The sequence below is a fragment of the Sporomusa sp. KB1 genome, from assembly GCF_007830295.1.
Classification (GTDB): domain Bacteria; phylum Bacillota; class Negativicutes; order Sporomusales; family Sporomusaceae; genus Sporomusa.
Genome location: NZ_VLKC01000002.1, coordinates 3,564,262 through 3,578,563 on the forward strand (window position 1 = coordinate 3,564,262; position 14,302 = coordinate 3,578,563).

Genomic DNA, 14,302 nt, shown 5'->3' on the forward strand with positions numbered 1-14,302 from the left:
TAACAAAGGATGACCTTAGAAATAATTGATATCTATTTAAAATCGAGCAGGCTGTGATTGTTTAACCATGATTTTGTACACGCAATAAACTTCTTCACTGCCGGGGAGCAGTTTTTTAGTGAATAGGCGGCAATACCTATTTTGCGGTAATAGGATTGATCTAAGTATATGGTGCAAATATCTTCTGTATTGTTGGCTAGGAGCATTTCGGGAAGAATACTGATACCCAAGCCTTTATTTACCATGGATAGTATGGCCCGGCCTTCTGTTACTTCATATTTTTTTCTTAGATTTACTCCATTTTTACGCAAAATCCTTCCTAAATCATCGTAACTACCCCATTGTGGCATGATGAATTCTTCTTTTGCAATATCATCAAAATTCAATCTGGATTTTTGGGCTAGGGGATGTCCGGGAGGCAGAATGAATAGCAACCGGTCTTTTTTTAGTGGCAGAACTTCATAGGTTTTCGTTGTTGGCAAAGAGACAAAGCCAAAATCAACACGGCCACTTTCTATCCAGTTCTCAATTTCATCGTAATTCCCATCAGACAACTCAACATCTATAAAAGGATGGTACCGATAAAATTGCGCAAAAATTCCGGGCAGCCATTGGCTGGAGACACTGGTAAAAGAACCGATACGCACTGTACCGATTTCTAAACCGTTGATGGCGGCCACTTCTTTTTTTAGGAGCTCGTTGTTGTGTAAAATCTCGCGTATAAATGGCAATAGATGTTCTCCATTGCTGGTTGGGACTACACCTGAGCGGCTCCGGGTAAGCAAAGGAAAGCCTAGTTCGCTCTCCAGGCTGGAAATAGTATGGCTAACAGCCGAGTGGGATAAATTAAGAGCTTCTGCCGCTTTGGACATACTGCCTAAGGTTACAATTGAATTAAAAACCTCGTATTTATTCAAGCTCAAAGCAATTCCACACTCCTATATGTTAGATGAAATATTCTGAACTACTGCATTATAAATATTCACTTCTCTTAAATCTAGTTTACACCTATACTATGACATAAAGCAACAAGTTTTGCAGTAGCCATGAAAGGCTAAAAACGGATCGGTACAGATATTTTTCGGGTGTTGCAATGCAGTGAAAATAAGTTAGAAAGGTATGCAATTATGAGAGATATAGTCATAGTGAAAGGTGGTGGTGACATAGCTACAGGCATTGCCAACCGCCTGTATCAAAGTCACTTCAACGCAGTAATCCTGGAACTAGATAAGCCGACAGTTGTGCGCAGGACGGTAGCTTTTGCTCAGTCAGTCATTCAGAATTCGCCGGTGACAGTGGAAGGTGTGACTGCTAAGGTGGTTACTCTTGATGAAGTGCATGAAGTATTGTCTAGCGGTCAAATTCCTGTGCTTTTGGCTTCAGAACCGTTTTTAGTAAAAAAGGTTATTGACACACTTAAACCTGTGGCGGTAGTTGACGCGATTATCGCCAAGCGTAACCTTGGTACTCGAATCACTGATGCACCGGTAGTGATTGGTGTTGGACCTGGCTTTATTGCCGGGCTGGATGTACATGCCGTAGTGGAAACAAACCGGGGCCATGACTTAGGGAGAGTTATTTATCAGGGGGCAGCAAGTAATAATACTGGTATTCCGGGGAACGTGGGCGGTTTTACTATCGAACGGTTAATAAAGTCGCAAAATGCCGGCAAATTTGTTGGGTGCCGGGAAATCGGTGACCAAATGGCTGCCGGTGAAGTTGTCGGTTATATTGACGGCGTTCCTGTTAAAGTCGCGATTACCGGCATATTGCGCGGTTTACTGCAAACTGGCCTTACGGTTAAGTCTGGTATGAAATTAGGGGATATTGACCCCCGCTGCCGCCGTGAACATTGTTTTACTATATCTGATAAAGCCAGAGCAATTAGCGGCGGAGTGTTGGAAGCCCTGTTACATTGTAGGGGGAATAACAGAGCGTATATGGTCTCTAACTTACCAATGGACTGCAGTGGGATAAAAAGTAATTATTTCAATGGCGGGTGAAATAATGGATAATAAAGAACTATTGGATCATCTGTATGCAGCGGTGCCTTTTATCGCTCGTATTACAGGGGGATTTGCCACTGTGACTGACAAAGCGGGGCGCAGGCTTAAAAGTGTTGATGCACATGGACAAGAAATAGATCAATACCAGGGTGAAGTGTATGAAATAGCCAGGAAGGCCGGTCAACAGCAGCAACCGGTATCTGGGGCATCGCAATTTATCGAAGAAGCCGAAGCCTGGGCGCTGCCGATTGGTGATTATGTGCTTTGCTGCAGCAACGTAGAGCGGATAGAACGTAATAATAAACTGCGTAAAGCATTATCGGAAGCGTTACCGATGATTGCCAAGGTCGCTGGCGGTGATGCCGTACTTTTTGACCAAGCTGGACGACGGTTAGAGACGGCAGACCATACAGGCTGTAGGAGCGAAAAGCTCATTGGAAAAATTAGTAAAGCCGCATATTCTGCCATGCAGGCCCAGAAGCCTGTTATCGGTGAGTCTATTTCCTTACATGGTGTTACTGCGGTACGTATTCCTATTACTGAGGAGTACGGTTTGGGGTTTAACAATCAAGCTATAGTATCCCAAAAACAAAAGCTGCTTAATGAAGTTAAAAAATATCAGTATGCCAGATATACGCTAACAGATATTATCGGTCAGAGCGATGCTATTGAAAGGTGTAAAAATATTGTCAATTATGTGGCAAAAGGCATTTCTTCCGTTTTAGTTTATGGTGCTACCGGTACAGGCAAAGAACTGTTTGCCCAAGCAATCCATAATGCCAGTGATCGCAGTGATAAACCCTTTATCGCAATTAACTGTGGCGCCTTACCGTCTACGTTGATCGAAGCAAACCTATTTGGTTATGTGGATGGTTCATTTACCGGCGCCAAAAAAAACGGGAATATAGGAGTTTTTGAGGCGGCAAATACAGGAACCGTATTTCTTGATGAAATAAGTGAAATGGATTGGGACTTACAGGCAAAACTATTGCGTGTAATTCAGGAGCGCGAGGTCACTCGAATAGGTAGTACGAAGCCAATTCCTATTAGTGTGCGCATTATATCTTCAACAAATAAAAATCTTCAACAGCTAATTGAAGAAAAACGTTTTCGCGAGGATTTATATTACCGTATTAATGTAATAGAACTTCGTGTTCCTTCATTGCGTGAAAGGGGTAAGGATATTTTACTCTTAGCTAATTATTTTATCACTAAATACAATCCAGTATTTGGGAAAAATATCACTGAGATATCTCCGGAAGTATGTGATATTTTCCTGAGTTACCCATGGCCAGGCAACATTCGGGAATTACAAAACTGTATTGAAAGTGCACTGAATATGGTGGATGTCGAAGAAAAAAGACTCGAGGCCTGCCATCTTCCTTCCCATCTTTATAATTCGTTGACGGCGCATAAAAAAGCGGTGAGCAGTGAAGACGACAATTTGGCAGTTATCTTGCGGGCTGCGGAAAAACAGGCTATTTTACGGGTGCTAAAGCAGGCGGACAATAACCGTTGTCATACGGCTCAGCGGCTTGGCGTTAGCAGTACTACTTTGTGGCGAAAGATGCGGGAATATAATATTCCCCTGACATAAAGAGCTATAAATGCAAAGGGAAGTATTGGCAGAGTATGGTATAAGATTAAAATATCATAAAAAATAGAAATTTTATGAAACAAACTGCCCAGGTTTACCCGGCAGTTTGTTTTTTAGTGCGCCCGGCATGGGCGCAGTCTAACGGGTGAAAGTCCCGAACATGCCCGGTAGCGGGAAATGTATAGCTAAAGCCAAGCGCGTCCATCGCGAGGTGGAGTGTAAAGGAAGGCGGCGGCAAATCTCCGGCCTGACGAACAGAAACTGCATCAGGCACAAACTGAGGATAAGGCTGCTAAACAAGTCAAAGTCCAATAGCTACACAGAATTAGTTTGTGTAAATGCGGCAGGTAGATGGAGAGAAAGACTGCGTTCTTACCCGGGGAGGCCTCGCGGACGGTAAAAGCGTATTTGCAAGTGCCGGTTGAAACAAGATTTATCGTGAGGAATCAGATGAAGCCATACTAGCAGTACAGTCAACGGTACTGTGAAGGGCGGAACCCTTGGAGGTGATAGTAAATGAATGTTACCGGGGATCGGAACAGAGACGGCCGAAAACACTGTGAAAGCAGTGGCTGGCCGCAAAAGGATAGTGCGGAACACGAAAAATATGCGGGAGTGCCTACTGGTTTAAGGATAACTGAAAACAACATCACCAATGCCGACAGACCAAGTCTGTTTGTGCATAAACATGGGAGGAGCCGTATACCGAACGGTACGTACGGTTCTGTGGAAGGTCGGCTGACCCAATAAGGGTCAGCCTCCTATCCGATTTGAAATACTGTTGCACTTATGAAATGGTTTTCAAAATTGCAATAGCAAGGAAGCTAATGAATTTTTGCAACAATAACCCAGGTAACAGCTTCAACCGCTTATTTTTCAGGAATATCGATTAAAGTTATTGCCTGGAATTAGCGTTGAAATTGTTGTTTAATAATTGGTACAGTTCTTGCAAGTATATTTTATAAAGTGTAAGCAGTGTGTACATTATTGGCTGAATGACTATTTATTTATCATAAATGTCAGAGAGACTGCAATGCACTGGTAGATACAGTAAGAAAGGGTATGTGTTATGAAAGATAATAAAACTTCCCAGGCGGCCATTGACTATGATGCGAATGTTAATAAGACGATTCCACTGTACCATATGTTTCATGACGAAACGTTGGCTCTAGTTAAGGAAGCTATTTCTAAGCCGCAATCCTGGCTTGATACCGGATGCGGTACAGGAACGCTCTTGGAAAAGATAATTAAAGAATTTGGCCAATTAAGGATTGTAGCTGCAGATCCGGCAGAAGAAATGTTGAAGATTACGGCTGAAAAACTGAAAGAATCCGAAATAACCTATGTTTTATCAGGTAGCGAGGTGCTAGATTATCCTGAAAAATTTGATGTTGTTACCGCCATTATGGCGCATCATTATTTAGATGAAGAAGGCCGTAGAAAAGGCACGCAAAATTGCTTCAATATGCTTAGGCAAGGGGGGATATATGTTACGTTTGAAACTATTAAGCCCAATACCGAAGCCGCAATCCAAATCGGACTTAAACGCTGGCGTACTGCCCAAATTCGGAACGGAAAAAGACCGGATGCAGTAGATAAGCACATCAGCCGGTATGGAAGTGAACTTTTGCCGATAACCATTGAAGCTCATCGAAAGTTGTTGAGTGAAACTGGATTTTCGACTGTTGAGGTTTTTTGGGTTTCTGGAATGCAAGCAGGCTTCTATGGCATTAAATAAGCTTACTGTTGCAATTGTGAAATAAAGGGGAGTTGCACATGAATTTTATTGAGAAGTATTTGGCAAAAGCGGCAGGTTTAGAAACAGTAACGGCGGGCCAGGAGATAAGATGTAAGGTAGATTTGGTTGCCGCGCACGATGTTACCGGGCCAATGGCTATTCAACAATTCGAGCAGATTGGCATTGACCATGTTTTTGATCCCCATAAGGTAGTCATGGTGATTGACCATATCTTCCCTGCAGCTACAGTGCAAGCCAAGACGATGCATTGGATATTGAAAGACTTTGCCCAAAAATATGGTATAACTTTATATGATAAAGGGCAGGGCGTCATTCATCAGGTGTTGTCGGAAAGCCATCGGCTGCAGCCCGGACAAATTTTGGTAGGTGCTGACTCTCATACCTGTACGGCCGGCGGTTATGGTGTTATTGCTATCCCGGTTGGGTCTACCGAACTAGCTGCAGCGATGGCAACTGGGACGATTGATCTCGAAGTGCCGCCAGTAGTTGAGGTTCATATGACTGGACAGATTAAACCCTATGTCAGCGGTAAGGATATTGTCCTTACGCTAATTAAACGTTTTGGCGTTGATGGTCTTACTGATAAGGCCGTAATCTTCACTGGGCAGGGGATTGCCGGCATCAGTATAGAGGAGCGGATGACTATCTGTAACATGGGAATTGAAATGGGGGCAATGATAGCTTGCTTTAGTGAGGAAGCAAAAGCCAATTGTGTCGCAGAAAGTGTTGAGCTGTCCCTAAACGAAATAGTAGCAGTAGCTGCTTGTCCCCATTCTCCGGCAAACGTCCGGCCTGTAGCTGAACTCGGTGACGTAGCGGTAACGCAGGTTGTTGTGGGCAGTTGTACAAACGGGCGTCTCAATGACATTGAAAAAGTAGTCAATGTATTAAAATACCATAAAGTTCATCCGGATGTAAACCTATTGATTATTCCTGCATCGAAAAACATAGTAGATAGTATGGAAGAGGCTGGATGGTGCCGGATTTTACGCGATGCCGGTGCTGTAATAGCAAATCCCGGCTGCGGACCCTGCTTTGGTGCGCATCAGGGATTAGGAACTGAGCGTGATGTGATAGTATCGACTACCAATCGAAATTTCCCTGGACGCATGGGACATCGTACAGCCAATATATACTTGACTTCTCCTGCAACAGCAGCGGAAACAGCTGTACGCGGTAAAATCACCAGTCCGGGAACTTTATCGCAATGGGGGGTGATATAAAATGAGTATAATAAAAGGTCGTGTCTGGATATTTGATGATAATGTAGATACTGACCAAATACTGCCTGGTTATGCAATGGCAGAGGATTTTTCCACACTTTCCCGTTATGCTATGGCTGGCAGCAAAATTCCCGATTTTCCCAAACTAGTGCAGCAAGGCGATATTATTGTTGCCGGTAAGAACTTCGGTTGTGGCTCTAGCAGGGAGCAGGCTCCTGTAGCCTTAAAAGAGGCGAAAGTAAGTCTGATTATTGCTTCGTCGTTTGCTCGCATTTTTCGTCGCAATTCTATTAATATCGGCCTGCCGGTCATGCTTGCCGACATTCGGGACTGCGTTAGACAGGGGGACGTGATTGAGGTTGATATCGAACAAGGCACCATTTGCCTAGGAGACCAAACCCTAGCCGGCAAAGCGTTATCTAATAACATACTGATGACAATTAAGGCTGGCGGATTAATAAACCGGGTGCGACAAGAATTGAAATTGGGAAATTTTAACTAACTCAAGCAGGAGGTGCCAGGCAAAATGCAAGAAAAAACAATCCAAATTATTACCGAAGACTATGACAGAGTCAAAGCTTATGCAGAGACTTTTGGTGTTACCATGCCGACAATTGGCAAGGACGGATCGATTGACGGGCTTCCGGTTCCCTATCCGCGTGAAGCTTACGGTGTTCTGCGCAGCGGCTATCGGATTTATGAATTAGCCCAGCAGGCGGAGAAAACAGGTATGCCGGTACAGAACCCGATCCTTGGTCGCAATACTGCGGAAGAGACTTATAAAGAATCCCTTGAAATGTATAACATGGCCGAAAAACTGGGTATTCAGTTGTTTCACTTCGTACACTCTGAAGCAACAAGACATATTGATCCGCTTAATGGCCGGGAGTTAATTGAGCAATCGCGCGGCAAAGGCGGCATTACACCTATTGGTGAAAGAAAGCTAGTTGAATTGGGTGGTGGTTCGATCCATCCGATGCGGATCAATGCTACCGGAGATACGCCTCACCTATCAATCATTAACGCACTGCTCGCCGGGTTTGACGGTACAGATATCGGTCCGGTTATCCATGTACATTACGGTGGCCGGGGCATCCATGATTATAAGACCAAGGTGATTAATGGTTTTCGGGCTCTCGAGATTTGCGGCGAACATAACATGTTTGTGCAAATCGACTCCCATAAACATCTTAACAATATCGGCGGTACAGACGGCATGGCCCTGGCTATGTGTCTGCTGGCAGAGGGCTTGGGTATTTTGGCTGGATTACCGGCAGAGCTTAGCGCAGTACAAATGAACGTAACCGGTTTAAACTTGTTGGCAGATCTAGCTACCATGAAAGCGTTTAAAGAAACAATGTGGAGTAAGAGTCTTATCGCCGTACCGGAGACTTTCCAAAATCCCCCGGGTGATCTAGTTGCGGAGTCCGCGCATTTTGCGCGTATGGCAATCAGTGCTAAGCTGGGCGGAGCAAATTTCTATCGTCCCAAGGCGGCAGAATCTGTCGGGATTCCGACAGGTGCTTCCATGGCCAAAGCAATTTGGGGAACACATAATGTATTTGAAAACACTGTTAAGGTAGATATCCGTGATCCTTATATTGAGGAACGCAAAAATGAAATACTGAGCGAAGCTATGGCTGTGCTCGAAGGTGTTCTCGGTGTGAACCGCACCCTTGCTCCAGATGAAATCAAAGAAAGCTTCTGGCGTAAATACGACAAGGACGAACTGATTGACAAGATTGTTCGTGCTGGCAAGGCCGGCATTATGGACTGCCCACGCGCCGGCGGCTGGGACCTCAAACGGTATGTGAAAACTCACAGGGATAAAGACGGAATTAAACGGTATGTTCCTGGATTTACGCCGCTAAATCTCGCTGCTGAGCGTTTTGCTGTAACCAGTGAGCCAGTCGTAGTGCCGGAGGATAAAAAACCCACCCGTAAACAGAAAATGGTTTTGGCAACAGTTGGTGCAGATGCGCATGTTATGGGGATCAATATGATTCGGGAAGCCTTTGAAGCTGCCGGTTATGAAGTCATATATCTGCGCGGTATGAATCTGCCTGAAACGGTGGCCGAAGTAGCCGCTGAAGCCAAGGCTGAGATAATTGGTGTTGCTAACTTGTTAGGGCTCGGAAGAGAGCTTTTCCCGCGGGTGAAAAACCGTCTTACAGAACTGGGTATGAGTGACAAAGTTGTCCTCATTGCCGGCGGCAGGATTGCAGAAAAAGAAGAGGAACATGCCCATTTTGAAGAAAAAATATCTAAGGAAGGCCCCGCATTCCTGGGCGTGGAGGCTTTCTTTGGGCCGGGGACTGATCCTGACAAATGCGTTGAATGGACAACAAAAGCGTTGGAGAGGAAGGGTTTATAATGAATGACATGCAAAAAATTCCCTGCGTTATTCTACGTGGAGGTACAAGTAAGGGGATTTATCTGAAAGCCAATCATCTGCCTCAAGATAAAGAACAGCGTGACAATATGATTTTGAAAATATTCGGCAGCCCGGATGTGCGGCAAATTGACGGTCTGGGCGGAGCCGATCCGTTGACTAGCAAAGTGGCTATCATTGGCCCCTCGACCCATCCGGATGCTAATGTGGACTATACTTTCGGCCAGGTCAGTATCAATGACCATTACATCGACTACTCCGGCAATTGCGGTAATATTTCTTCCGGCGTCGGCCCGTTTGCGATTGATGAAGGCTTTGTTGCTGCCACAGAACCGACTACGACAGTGAGAATTCACAACACCAATACCGGCAAGATATTAATCGCTGAAGTGCCGACAGAGAACGGCCGCGCCAAGGTAAACGGCGACTGTAAGATAGATGGCGTCCCTGGAACTGGTGCGAAAATTATGATGGATTTTTCGGGTACGGCCGGTTCCGTAACCAACAAACTTCTGCCTACCGATAAACCGGTGGATACCATCCAAACAAGTGTGGGGCCGCTAGAGATTTCGATTGTCGATGTATCCAATCCTTGCGTTTTCGTACGCGCCAAAGATGTAGGCATGACAGGCCGCGAAACACCGCAGGAAATTAATGGCGATCCGAAGTTGTTAGCGCTAATGGAGGAAATTCGTGCACAAGCCGCTGTAATGATCGGCATGGCACCTGATATTGCTACAGCCACAGCCAAAAGTCCGGCATTTCCGATGGTTGCTTTTGTCGCTCCTGCCGCGGATTATATTGACTTTACAACAGGAAAAACTATTAAAAAAGAGCAAGTTGATTTTTTATCGAGAATGATGTTCATGCAAGTACTTCATAAAACGTATCCTGGAACCGGAACCGCCTGCACCGGGGCAGCGGCCAAAATTCCCGGTACGATTGTGCATGAGGCTATTTTGCATATTGAATCTATCAACGTAATTCGTATCGGACATCCTGCCGGTGTTATCGAGATTGAAGCAGCTTTTGAGAATGGGAACTTGTCACGGGCAGCATTTGCCAGGACAGCTCGCCGTATTCTGGAAGGCTATGTATTTGTGCGCAATGAGTAGCCCAAAGTAGGAGTGATAAGCTGTGCAGGCAAATATAATCGTCTATGATGTGGGAAGTACTTATACGAAGTTGACTGCTTTCTGGTTGGCGGAGGGGGTACTCGATTTTGTTGCCCGGGCCCAGGCTTTGACAACGATTGATGATATTGAAATCGGAGTATTGGCTGCTAAACAGGCATTAGCATTAAAGAAAGTGGAAGTTTGCCGCGATGCTGCTGCTTTTTCTACCAGCAGTGCAGCTGGCGGGCTGCGAATGGTAGCTCTTGGATATATGCCACGGGTAACGGCTAAGGCTGCCAAAGAGGTAGCAATGAGTGCAGGTGCACGGGTACTGGAAATCGTCAGTTGCGAGGATTTGCCTGAATTTCGCCTACAGGTATTGCGGGAGATAAAGCCTGATATTGTCTTGCTGGCAGGCGGTACTGACGGTGGCGATCAGGATTCTATGCTGGAAAATGCGAGAATTATTGTTAAATCAAATAGTAGCGCTGTTATCATTATTGCCGGTAATAAAAATGCCCAGGGTGAAGTAGCTGAGATACTAACAAGCGCTGGTGTTGCGAATATTCGTGTTCCGAATGTTATGCCCACCATTCATGAATTAAAAGTCAAACCGGCCAGAGAAGCGATTCATGAGCAGTTTATCAAGCAAATTACCATGGCAAAGGGTTTAAATAAACTACTTAACGTTGTATCTGACAAAAAAGTCACGCCAACCCCGGGGGCCGTGCTGCTGGGCGCAGAGCTGCTAGCGAAAGGAACTTTTGCCCAGGAGGGTATCGGGGATATCTTAGTCATTGATATTGGCGGAGCGACTACCGATATTCATTCCGTTATGCCTGGACTTGAAAAACTGACCATTGAGGAAAAAGGGCTGGTCATCAATAACGAAAAACAGCCGTCGTACCGCACGGTTGAAGGTAACCTCGGCTTACGTGTCAGTGCGACCGGCATTGTTGAGACTATCGGTCCGACGGGGGTTCTGACTAAAATTGGCTATAAAGGCGCAGAACTGGAGCAGCAATTAATTGATTATGCCGTTTTCTTGGAGAAAAACCCTGGCCATATAAGCCATTCTCCGCTGGAAAAAGATTTTGATCTGGCGTTAGCAATTTGTGCTATTGAGGTGGCATTAAAACGGCACGCGGGTTATATTTCACAAGAGTTTAACCCGGTTATGGGGATTATACCGGGTATTCCCATCGGAAGAGATTTGCGGCGTGTCAAGTATGTTTTCGCTGTTGGCGGACTGTTTACGCATCGTACGCCGGAAGAAAAGCAATTTGTGGTCAAACAAGCCTTTAAAAACCCTGGCATTTCTCTTTTACCAATCGAACCGGTATTTATTTTCGATGAGCAATACCTACTATATTCAATTGGTGTTTTGGGCCAAAAATACAGTGACGTTAGTTTACAGTTTGCAAAAAAACATTTCAAAATAGAAAAGGAAGTGTAGTATGAAAAAAACTACTGTTTTAAGACAATTACTAGCTGGGAAAAGTATTGTTGTTACACCGGGAGCTCATGACGCATTAACGGCCAAAATAATTGAAAAAACCGGCTTTCCGGCAGTATATATGACAGGTTATGGGCAGGCTGCCAGCCATCTGGGTAAACCTGATGTCGGCCTTTTGACAATGACTGAAATGGTGGCTCGCGCCGCCAACATCGTGGAGGCTGTCAGCATTCCGGTAATTGCTGATGCCGATACGGGTTTCGGCAATGCGGTAAATGTTATGCGTACAGTACGTGAATACGAAAAAGCCGGAGTTGCGGCAATTCAGCTTGAAGACCAGGTAGCACCCAAAAAGTGTGGTCATATGACTGGACGTCAAGTTGTTTCCAAAGAAGAAATGGTAGGTAAAATTAAGGCTGCCGTTGATGCTCGCTGTGATAACGATCTAGTTATTATTGCCCGTACTGATGCCCGGACAGTTCATGGAATTAACGAAGCGCTCGACCGGGCCAAAGCGTATGAGGAAGCGGGAGCAGACTTGTTATTTGTAGAATCACCTGAGAGCATTGAAGAAATGAAGCTTATCACTTCATCCTTCAACATACCGGTACTGGCAAATATGGTTGAGGGAGGCCGCACACCATTGCTGCTAAACCAGGAACTGGAAAAAATTGGCTATGATATTGTCATCTATCCCACAGCTTCAACATATAGCGTATGTCTGGCTGTTTCCCGCTTGATGCAAAACTTGAAGCAAACAGGTACAACAGCCGGTATGATGGACGAAATGATTAAGTTTACCGAGTTTAACGAGTTGATCGGATTGCCGCAAATTAGAGAACTTGAAAGAGTATATGTAAAGTAATTCTTGCCAGAATCAAAATCGGTCTCTGCGCCTGCCGCAAAAAGCAGGCGCTTAGATACTGAGTCGTTAAGCTAAGAAGGAGGATTGGAGGAAACTATGGATACTCAGATAGTCTCTTCTTAGGTAACTGCTCAAAATTTAAAAAACCTAAGGGGGAGAAACACAATGAAAAGACAAACCGCTATGGCTCTTGCAGCAGTATTTGCAATGAGCGTAGCAGGAACTGCGCTGGCCGCTCCTGCTAATCCTTTCGTCGATGTGCCTGCAAAACACTGGGCGTACGACTCGATCAACAAACTTGCTCAAGCTGGCGTAATCTCCGGCTACGGCGACGGCACCTATCAAGGCAACAAAACCCTTACCCGTTATGAAGTTGCTACTATCGTAGCCAAAGCTATGGCTAACAGCGACAAAGCTGACGCTGCAACCCAAAAAGAAATTGATGCTCTGAAAGCCGAATTCGGCGCAGAACTCAACAACCTTGGCGTTCGGGTTGACAACCTGGAGAAAAATTCTTCCAAAGTAAAGTTCACTGGCACAATTCGTGCACGGTATGATTACCAGGACAAGGCAGACACTACTAATCCTGATATTGACCGTACTAATGAACGAACTCGTCTGCGTTTAAACATGGAAGCACCGATAGCTGAAAATGTTACTTTCCATGGTCGTTATGAATCACAATCAGCGTGGGGCAGTAGTGCTGGTTCTGAAGCCAAGCTGAGACAAGCTTATATCAATGGAAAACTAGGTGAAGTAGGCTATAGCTTTGGTCGTCAGCCTATCTGGTTGGGGCAAGGTATGATTGCCGATATTACTGGCAATTGCGATGGTTTGTTGTTAAGCGGCGGTAACAAGGTAAAAGTTACTGCAGGCGTCTTTAAATATAACATGGGAATATATGAAGACGACTATGCTAACATGAAAAATTTGAATTATGCTGCTGCCAATATTGATGCGACTATCAATAAAAACCTCAACATGACTGCATCCTACATTGCCGACAAAAACGAGCTCAATTATAAAACCATATCGTCTGGCTTCGCGTATACAGGAATTAAAAACTTCGCCATATCCGGTGAGTATGGCGTAAATGATTCTTACAAGGCTAATTCCCTTAATAAAGGCGATGAAGCCAAAGCCTGGTTTGCTCAACTTAAATACCGGGGTGCTCAACAAGATAAAATCGGTTCATCAGGGATATGGGTAGGTTATAGGAGTGCTGAGAAAGGTTTCGATCCTTCTGAGATGTCTACGCTCGATACCGGCAGATACGCTGATACAACCTATGGCAATTTGGACAATATTAAAGGTATGGAATTAGGGGCTGAGTATACTGTGTTTAAAAACGGTGTGCTGTCAGTTATGTATGAAGATCTGGAACTCAAAGATCCCCAAGCTGGACAAAACAAAGATAAAAAGGGTCTCTGGGCTACTTTAATCTATTCTTTTTAATTTCCGGTCAAAGGGGCTGTCGCATTAAGACCGCCTATGAAACAACAAAAAATGGTATCCGGCTAGTGCCGGATGCCATTTTTTTGTAAGTTGGCGGAAAATAACTTATTGCTGTGTATTTTTATAGTATGTTTAGGTTTTGGCATGATACAGATTATACCTTGTATTAATCAACTTATCAGCAAAATACTAGTAGTAGATAAATGGTTTAAAACTTCTTTTTTGTTAGTACTAATTTGGCGCAAAGGGGCGTGTTTACACAACGGATGGCCGCAATTTATGAATGCGATGAGGCGGCAGCTATTCGCAAGTCCCATGAAAATCCAGCAGTTAAAGAATTATACGATACCTGGCTGGGAAACCATTAGGCGAGAAATCGCATCATCTACTGCATACCCATTACCGGGCACAAGTACGCAAATAAAGACAAAAGG

At 44.7% G+C, this 14,302-nt stretch carries 13 protein-coding genes and 1 pseudogene; 12 read left to right on the forward strand and 2 right to left on the reverse strand.

Features of this window, described 5'->3' with window-relative positions; all coding sequences use genetic code 11:
• Window positions 1-32: 32 nt before the first annotated feature.
• The gene (locus tag SALPA_RS20170) at window positions 33-923 is read right to left on the reverse strand and encodes a LysR family transcriptional regulator (RefSeq protein WP_145098121.1); all 891 of its coding nucleotides are present in this window, start codon (window positions 921-923) and stop codon (window positions 33-35) included.
• A 204-nt stretch (window positions 924-1,127) separates the two neighbouring features.
• On the opposite strand from SALPA_RS20170, the gene yqeB reads away from it, so the two are divergent.
• A complete protein-coding gene (gene yqeB / locus SALPA_RS20175) occupies window positions 1,128-2,003 on the forward strand; it encodes a selenium-dependent molybdenum cofactor biosynthesis protein YqeB (protein WP_145098124.1) in 876 nt (291 codons plus the stop codon).
• A 4-nt stretch (window positions 2,004-2,007) separates the two neighbouring features.
• The gene (locus tag SALPA_RS20180) at window positions 2,008-3,603 is read left to right on the forward strand and encodes a sigma-54-dependent Fis family transcriptional regulator (protein WP_145098126.1); all 1,596 of its coding nucleotides are present in this window, start codon (window positions 2,008-2,010) and stop codon (window positions 3,601-3,603) included.
• Window positions 3,604-3,697: 94 nt separating this feature from the next.
• Here SALPA_RS20180 and SALPA_RS29165 read toward each other — a convergent pair whose 3' ends face one another.
• Entirely contained in the window at window positions 3,698-3,877 is a 180-nt protein-coding gene (locus SALPA_RS29165; RefSeq protein ID WP_186451156.1) for a hypothetical protein, read from the reverse strand.
• Between the two features lie 242 nt (window positions 3,878-4,119).
• Here SALPA_RS29165 and SALPA_RS20190 point away from each other — a divergent pair, with 242 nt between their 5' ends.
• The 10 genes and pseudogenes from SALPA_RS20190 to SALPA_RS33310 all read left to right on the forward strand — a co-directional run bounded on the left by SALPA_RS20190 (window position 4,120) and on the right by SALPA_RS33310 (window position 14,292).
• The gene (locus SALPA_RS20190; protein ID WP_186451157.1) at window positions 4,120-4,353 is read left to right on the forward strand and encodes a hypothetical protein; all 234 of its coding nucleotides are present in this window, start codon (window positions 4,120-4,122) and stop codon (window positions 4,351-4,353) included.
• A 319-nt stretch (window positions 4,354-4,672) separates the two neighbouring features.
• On the forward strand, window positions 4,673-5,341 hold the full coding sequence (locus SALPA_RS20195; protein WP_145098129.1) for a class I SAM-dependent methyltransferase: 669 nt from the start codon (window positions 4,673-4,675) through the stop codon (window positions 5,339-5,341).
• Between the two features lie 38 nt (window positions 5,342-5,379).
• Window positions 5,380-6,585, forward strand: coding sequence for an aconitase/3-isopropylmalate dehydratase large subunit family protein (locus SALPA_RS20200; RefSeq protein ID WP_145098132.1), 1,206 nt, complete (start codon window positions 5,380-5,382; stop codon window positions 6,583-6,585).
• A 1-nt stretch (window position 6,586) separates the two neighbouring features.
• Window positions 6,587-7,087 carry a 3-isopropylmalate dehydratase gene (locus SALPA_RS20205; RefSeq protein WP_145098135.1) on the forward strand — a complete coding sequence of 167 codons (501 nt, stop codon included), beginning with the start codon at window positions 6,587-6,589 and terminating at the stop codon, window positions 7,085-7,087.
• A 24-nt stretch (window positions 7,088-7,111) separates the two neighbouring features.
• A complete protein-coding gene (locus tag SALPA_RS20210; protein WP_145098138.1) occupies window positions 7,112-8,959 on the forward strand; it encodes a cobalamin-dependent protein in 1,848 nt (615 codons plus the stop codon).
• On the forward strand, window positions 8,959-10,092 hold the full coding sequence (locus SALPA_RS20215) for a 2-methylaconitate cis-trans isomerase PrpF family protein (protein WP_145098140.1): 1,134 nt from the start codon (window positions 8,959-8,961) through the stop codon (window positions 10,090-10,092). The genes SALPA_RS20210 and SALPA_RS20215 overlap by 1 nt, the downstream gene beginning before the upstream one ends.
• Window positions 10,093-10,114: 22 nt before the next feature.
• Complete coding sequence (locus tag SALPA_RS20220; RefSeq protein ID WP_145098143.1) at window positions 10,115-11,548, forward strand: glutamate mutase L; 1,434 nt, start codon at window positions 10,115-10,117, stop codon at window positions 11,546-11,548.
• A 1-nt stretch (window position 11,549) separates the two neighbouring features.
• A complete protein-coding gene (locus tag SALPA_RS20225; protein WP_145098146.1) occupies window positions 11,550-12,413 on the forward strand; it encodes an oxaloacetate decarboxylase in 864 nt (287 codons plus the stop codon).
• 165 nt (window positions 12,414-12,578) lie between these two features.
• The gene (locus SALPA_RS20230) at window positions 12,579-13,868 is read left to right on the forward strand and encodes an S-layer homology domain-containing protein (protein ID WP_145098149.1); all 1,290 of its coding nucleotides are present in this window, start codon (window positions 12,579-12,581) and stop codon (window positions 13,866-13,868) included.
• Between the two features lie 266 nt (window positions 13,869-14,134).
• A pseudogene (locus tag SALPA_RS33310) lies at window positions 14,135-14,292 on the forward strand (iron hydrogenase small subunit).
• The last annotated feature ends 10 nt before the right edge of the window (window positions 14,293-14,302 follow it).